At 72.9% G+C, this 6,593-nt stretch carries 6 protein-coding genes; 5 read left to right on the top strand and 1 reads right to left on the bottom strand.

The genetic code is table 11. The features are described 5' to 3' along the window. Positions 1–170: 170 nt before the first annotated feature. Positions 171–893 carry a CBS domain-containing protein gene (locus ACIRPX_RS01290; RefSeq protein ID WP_404187191.1) on the bottom strand — a complete coding sequence of 241 codons (723 nt, stop codon included), beginning with the start codon at positions 891–893 and terminating at the stop codon, positions 171–173. Positions 894–1,102: 209 nt separating this feature from the next. On the opposite strand from ACIRPX_RS01290, the gene ACIRPX_RS01285 reads away from it, so the two are divergent. Genes ACIRPX_RS01285 through ACIRPX_RS01265 form a run of 5 tightly spaced genes read left to right on the top strand, consistent with a single transcriptional unit; the run spans position 1,103 to position 6,462 of the window. Beyond that, the gene (locus ACIRPX_RS01285; RefSeq protein ID WP_404187190.1) at positions 1,103–1,993 is read left to right on the top strand and encodes a universal stress protein; all 891 of its coding nucleotides are present in this window, start codon (positions 1,103–1,105) and stop codon (positions 1,991–1,993) included. 36 nt (positions 1,994–2,029) lie between these two features. Then, positions 2,030–2,608 carry a 2-oxoacid:acceptor oxidoreductase family protein gene (locus ACIRPX_RS01280; protein WP_404187189.1) on the top strand — a complete coding sequence of 193 codons (579 nt, stop codon included), beginning with the start codon at positions 2,030–2,032 and terminating at the stop codon, positions 2,606–2,608. Then, positions 2,592–3,833, top strand: coding sequence for a pyruvate ferredoxin oxidoreductase (gene porA / locus ACIRPX_RS01275; RefSeq protein ID WP_404187188.1), 1,242 nt, complete (start codon positions 2,592–2,594; stop codon positions 3,831–3,833). The genes ACIRPX_RS01280 and porA overlap by 17 nt, the downstream gene beginning before the upstream one ends. Beyond that, positions 3,830–4,840, top strand: coding sequence for a thiamine pyrophosphate-dependent enzyme (locus tag ACIRPX_RS01270; protein WP_404187187.1), 1,011 nt, complete (start codon positions 3,830–3,832; stop codon positions 4,838–4,840). The genes porA and ACIRPX_RS01270 overlap by 4 nt, the downstream gene beginning before the upstream one ends. Next, positions 4,837–6,462 (top strand): NAD(P)-binding protein, encoded by a 1,626-nt coding sequence (locus ACIRPX_RS01265; RefSeq protein ID WP_404187186.1) that lies wholly within the window; start codon positions 4,837–4,839, stop codon positions 6,460–6,462. The genes ACIRPX_RS01270 and ACIRPX_RS01265 overlap by 4 nt, the downstream gene beginning before the upstream one ends. The last annotated feature ends 131 nt before the right edge of the window (positions 6,463–6,593 follow it).

Genomic DNA, 6,593 nt, shown 5'->3' with positions numbered 1-6,593 from the left:
CTTTATTTTTTTTATATTTTCTTTGTTTATTCCGTTTTTTTTTGGGTGCGGGGGGTCGGGGGGGGGGGGGGGTGGGGGGGGGGGGGGGGGGGGGGGGGGGGCCGGGGCCGGGCCCCCCCCGGCCCTGACGCCCCAACATCCCTCTGGCATCCGCTGGTTGGGGCGCCGTCTCAGCCGGTTCCGCCGACCTGCGAGGGCGGGACCGCGGTGTCCGTGTCCGGCAGGTCCGGGTCGAGGTCCGGGCGGCGGCGCGGCCCCGCAAGCGCGCAGTCCACGTCGACGACCCCCTCGACGGCGCGCACCAGCCGTGCGGCGACGGGCACCAGGGTGGTGTCCGCGATCCGTCCGGTCAGCCGTACGACGCCTTCGCGCACCTCGACGTGGATCGGTTCGGACGGCGCGGGGAACAGGCCGGCGACGACCTCGTCGCGCACCTCCGCCGCGATCTCCTCGTCGTCCCGCAGGAAGACGCTGAGCAGGTCGGCCCTGCTGACGATGCCCCGCAGCACACCCGCGGCGTCGACCACGGGCAGCCGTTTCACCTTCTTCAGCGCCATCAGCCGGGCGGCCTGGGCGAGGGTGGCGTCCTGCGCCACGGTGACGGCCGGCGCGGTCATCAGTTCCTCGGCGGTCACGGCACCGGCCTTCATCACGTCGGCCAGGCGGAGCAGCTCGGTGCGCCGGTCCGGGTTCCCGCTCCGGAACTCCTCCTTGGGCAGCAGATCGGCCTCGGAGACGATCCCGACCACCCGGGTCCCGCCCTCCACCACGGGCATGGCGCTGACCCGCCACTGCTGCATCGTCTTCACGATCTCCTTGAACGTCGCTCCGCGGCCGAGGGCGACGACGGTACGGGTCATGACATCGCTCACGATGTGCGGAGAGCCGTGCATGGCGTCCTCCAGGGTCCTCGTCTCACGCGGCGTGCTCGCGTCGCCCCGCCCTCCCAGCGTCGGTCACGCACCCGTCGGCGGGCAGAGGGCCGTTCGGCCTGTTGCCGGGGGCCACGCAGCCCCTGCCGGGCAGCGGCGCAGGCCAGGACGCTGGAGGTGACAAGGCCCGCCGTGCAGTCGGCGGGCGAGGACCCGGGGAGGTGGTGGCCGTGCTTCGCCCCGTTGTCGTGGGCCTGGACGGTTCGCCCGAGAGCCTCGCCGCCGCCGAGTGGGCGGCCGGGGAGGCGTTGCGGCGCGGTCTGCCGCTGCGCCTGGTGCACGCGTGGGTGGGGCTGTCCTCCGAGACGTCGCAGCTGCCCGAGCTCCAGACGCCGCGCTACTGGGCGCGGCGCATCCTGCGCGGAGCCATGGACCAGCTCAACGAGCGCCATCCGCAGGTGTATCTGAGTGCCGAGCAGGTGGCGCGGCCGGCGGTGGACGCGCTGGTCGAGGCGGCCGCGGAGTCCGAGCTGCTGGTCCTGGGCAGCCGGGCGTTCAGCGGTTTCGGCGGCTACATGGCCGGTTCCGTGGCGCTGTCGACGGTGGCCCGGGCGACGCGGCCGGTGGTGCTGGTGCGGGCCGACCGCACCCCCGAGGACGAGCATCTGCCCGACGCGGCGGGCCTGCCCTCGGAGCGCGCCCCGTACCGCGACGTGGTGGCCGGCGTGGACGTCTCGCACCCGTGCGAGGAGGTGCTCGCCTTCGCCTTCGAGAGCGCGGCGGTGCGCAACGCCCCGCTGCGGGTGGTGCACACCTGGCACGTGCCGTTCGCGGCACCGGCCGCCGCGGCAACGATGACGGCCACCGCGCAGCGGGCCGCCGAGCGCGCGCTGGCCGAGGAACTGCGGCCGTGGCGCGAGAAGTTCCCGAACGTGCAGGTGCGGACGCTGGTGGAGAACGGCCGCCCGGCGCAGCGGCTGCTGCAGTGCGCCCAGGACGCCGGCCTGCTGGTCGTGGGCCGCAAGGTCCGCCCGGCCCGGCTCGGTACGCACACCGGGCCCGTCACGCACGCGGCGATGCACCACGTCCGCTGCCCGGTGGCGGTCGTCCCGCACATATGAGGCCCGCGCCGGGCCCGGTCCGGAAGGGAAGGTGTCGTGTTCCAGGTTCGTATCCACGGCCGTGGCGGCCAGGGAGCCGTCACGGCCGCCGAGTTGCTGTCGGTGGCGGCGTTCATGGAGGACCGCCACGCCCAGGCGTTCCCGAGCTTCGGATCGGAGCGGACGGGGGCGCCGGTGGTGGCGTTCTGCCGCATCGACGACCGGCCGATCCGGGTGCGTGAGCCCGTCATGCGGCCCGACGCCCTCGTCGTCCAGGACCCGACGCTGCTGCACCAGGTGAACGTCTTCGACGGAATGCGTCCCGACGGCGCCGTGCTCATCAACTCCCCTCTCCCCGTCTCCGGGTTGGGGCTGACCGGCTTCCACGGCCGCGCCCTGACCGTCCCGGCCACCGCACTGGCCGTACGCCATGTCGGCCGTCCCGTGCCGAACGCCGTCCTGCTCGGCGGTCTCGCCGCGCTCACCGGCTGCGTGACCATCGACTCGCTCACCGCCGCGGTGCGCGAACGCTTCCCGGGCGACCTGGGGCAGGCCAACGCCGCCGCGGCCCGGGAGGCCTACGACCACGTCAGGAAGGCCCAGCGGGAGGAGCGGGCGCATGCTCAAGCAGACTGAGGGGTCGCGTGCGGTGGCGGAGACCGTCGCCTGCTGCCGGCCCGAGGTGATCGCGGCGTATCCGATCTCGCCGCAGACGCACATCGTCGAGGAGCTCAGCCGCCTGGTGAAGTCCGGGGAGCTCGAACCGTGCGAGTACGTCAACGTCGAGTCGGAGTTCGCCGCGATGTCGATGTGCATCGGCGCCTCGGCGGCGGGCGCCCGCGCCTACACGGCGACCGCGAGCCAGGGCCTGCTGTACATGGTGGAGGCCCTCTACAACGCCTCCGGTCTCGGCCTGCCGATCGTGATGACGGTGGCCAACCGGGCCATCGGGGCGCCCATCAACATCTGGAACGACCACAGCGACAGCATGTCGCAGCGCGACTCCGGCTGGATCCAGCTGTACGCCCGTGACAACCAGGAGGCCGCCGACCTGCACCCGCAGGCCTTCCGGCTGGCCGAGGAACTGTCCCTGCCGGTGATGGTGTGCATGGACGGCTTCGTCCTCACCCACGCCTGGGAGCGCATCGAGGTGCCGGAACAGGCACAGGTCGACGCCTTCCTGCCGCCGTACGAGCCGCGTCAGGTCCTGGATCCGCACGAGCCCGTGTCGATCGGCGCGATGGTCGGACCGGACGCCTTCACCGAGGTGCGCTATCTGGCGCACGCCAAGCAGATGCAGGCGCTGGAGGCCATCCCCCGCGTCGCCGGAGAGTTCCGTGATGCCTTCGGGCGGAGTTCCGGTGGCCTGCTGCATCCCTACGCCTGCGAGGACGCCGAGACGATCGTCGTGGCGCTGGGTTCGGTGTTCGGCACCGTCTGCGACGTCGTCGACGAGATGCGCGAGCGCGGGGTGCGCATCGGCGCCCTGGCGATCACGTCCTTCCGGCCCTTCCCGCTGGACGCCGTGCGCGACGTGCTCGGCGGGGCCCGACAAGTGGTGGTCCTGGAGCGGGCGCTGGCGGTCGGCATCGGCGGGATCGTGTCGGCGAACGTGCGCACCGCGCTCTCCGGCATCCAGCTGGACGGCCACACCGTGGTCGCCGGGCTCGGTGGCCGGCCGATCACCAAGGCGTCGCTGCACCGGCTGTTCGACGACGCGCTCGCCGGGCGGCTGGAACCGCTGACGTTCCTGGATCTGAACACCGAACTGGTGGAGCGGGAGTTGGCGCGGATGGCGCGGACCAGGCGGTCCGGTCCGTCCGCCGAGAACATCCTGCGGGACGCGGGGAGCAACCGATGAGCGCCGCACAACAGGTCAAGTTCTACCAGGTGGGCAGCTTCGCCGCCGGAAACCGGCTGCTGGGGCCCGAGGCGCAGTCCGACCAGGCCGACCCCGGCCGCTCCAACGCGCTCACCTGCGGTCACCGGGCCTGCCAGGGCTGCGGCGAGGCGCTCGGCGCCCGCTACATCCTGGACGCGGCCCAACGGGCCTCCGGCGGCAAGGTGATCGCGGTGAACGCGACCGGCTGCCTGGAGGTGTTCTCCACGCCGTATCCGGAGACCTCGTGGCAACTGCCCTGGCTGCACTCCCTGTTCGGGAACGCGCCCGCGGTCGCGGCCGGCGTGGCCGCCGCACTGCGCGCCAAGGGCCGCACCGACATCCGGGTGGTCGGACAGGGCGGCGACGGCGGGACCGTCGACATCGGCCTCGGCTGCCTGTCGGGCATGTTCGAGCGCAACGACGACGTCCTGTACGTCTGCTACGACAACGAGGCCTACATGAACACCGGCGTGCAGCGCTCCGGGGCCACTCCCCCGACCGCCCGCACGGCGACCACCCAGGCGGTCGGCGAGCAGCCCGGCGCCCCCTTCGGGCAGGGCAAGAACCTGCCGCTGATCGCCATGGCCCACGAGATCCCCTACGTCGCCACCGCCACCGTCGCGGGCCTGCGTGACCTGGAGGCGAAGGTGCACCGGGCGATGACCATGCGCGGTGCCCGCTACCTGCATGTGCTGGTGCCGTGCCCGCTGGGCTGGGGCACCGCCTCCCACGACACCGTGCGCATCGCCCGGCTGGCGGAACAGACGGGCCTCTTCCCGGTGTTCGAGGCCGTCGACGGCGAGGTCACCGATGTGACACCCATCCGGCGCCGGCTCCCGGTGGAGGAGTACCTGCGCCCGCAGAAGCGGTACGCGCACCTCTTCCGGCCGGAGGTCCAGAAGGACGTCATCGCCCGGCTGCAACGGACGGCCGACCGCAACATCGCCCGCTTCGGACTGCTGGCCCCTCAGGAGGCGTCGCCGTGAAGGACAAACCGTTCGCGATCACTTTGGACGTCGGCTCCAGCCTGGCCAACCACACGGGCGCCTGGCGCACCGAACGGCCGGTGTACGTCGACCGGTTGCCGCCGTGCAACCAGGCCTGCCCGGCGGGCGAGAACATCCAGCAGTGGCTGTACCACGCGGAGAGCGGGGACTACGCGGCCGCCTGGCGGCAGCTGATGCGCGACAACCCGCTGCCCGCCGTCATGGGCCGCGTCTGCTACCACCCCTGTGAGACGGCCTGCAACCGCGTCCAGGTCGACAACGCGGTGGGCATCAACGCGATCGAGCGCTTCCTGGGCGACGAGGCCATCAGGCAGGGCTGGACCGTGCCACCGCCCACGGTCGGCTCCGGCAAGCGGGTTCTGGTCGTGGGATCCGGCCCGGCCGGCCTGTCGGCCGCGTACCACCTGCGGCTGATGGGCCACGAGGTCACCGTCCGCGAGGCACAGGACCGGCTCGGCGGGATGATGCGCCACGGCATCCCGCGCTACCGCCTGCCGCGTGAGGTGCTGGACGCGGAGATCCACCGCATCCGAGCGCTCGGCGTCGCCTTCGAGACCGGCGCCCGGGTCGACGACGTGCTGGCCGCGCAGCGGGACGGCGGATTCGACGCCGTGTTCCTCGCGGTCGGCGCGGGCATCGGCAAACGGGCGTACATCCCGGCCGGCGACAGCGCCCACATCCTCGACGCGGTCGCACTGCTCGGCAGCATGGAGGGCGAGGGACCGCCCCTGCTGGGCCGCAGGGTCGCCGTCTACGGCGGCGGCAACACGGCCATGGACGCGGCCCGCACCGCCCGCAGGCTCGGCGCGACCGACGCCGTGGTGGTCTACCGCCGCACCCGCGACCGGATGCCCGCCCATGACATCGAGGTCGAGGAGGCGCTGGAGGAGGGCGTGCGGATGAAGTGGCTGTCGACCATCAAGCACGCCGACGAGGGCCGGCTCACCATCGAGAGGATGGAGCTCGACACGTCCGGATTCCCGCAGCCCACCGGCGAGTTCGAGGAGCTGGAGGCGGACAGCGTGGTGCTGGCGCTCGGCCAGGACACCGACCTCTCCCTCCTGAGGGACGTGCCGGACCTGGCCGTGGAGCACGGCATGGTGCAGGTGGCCGACGGGCTGATGACCGGACACGACGGGATCTTCGCCGGCGGCGACATGGTGCCCGACGACCGCACGGTCACCGTGGCCGTGGGACACGGCAAGAAGGCGGCCCGGCACATCGACGCGTATCTGCGCGGCACGGTGTACGACCCCGGCCCCCGGCACGGGCCCGCCACCTCCGACCGGCTCAACACCTGGTACTACTCGGACGCCCCGGCCTCCGTGCGGCCGCGGCTCGAAGTGGCCCGGCGGGTCTCGACGTTCGACGAGGTGGTGCAGGGGCTCGACGAGTCCACCGCCCTGTTCGAGGCCCGGCGCTGCATGTCGTGCGGCAACTGCTTCGAGTGCGACAACTGCTACGGCGTCTGCCCGGACAACGCCGTCATCAAGCTGGGACCGGGCAAGGGGTTCACGATCGACCTCGACTACTGCAAGGGCTGCGGGCTGTGTGCGGCGGAGTGCCCGAGCGGGGCGATCGACATGGTGCCCGAGGAGTGAGCCGCACCCGCACGGTCGGGGGGGCCCCCCCGCGTGGGGGGGGGGGCCCCCCCCCCGGGGGGGGGGGGGGGGCCCCCGGCCCGGCCGGGGGGGGGGGGGGGGCGCCCCAGGAGGGGGGGGTGTCGAAAAAC

Source organism: Streptomyces sp. NPDC101225 (assembly GCF_044767585.1).
GTDB lineage: Bacteria > Actinomycetota > Actinomycetes > Streptomycetales > Streptomycetaceae > Streptomyces.
This window is presented reverse-complemented; position numbering and strand designations above follow the sequence as displayed.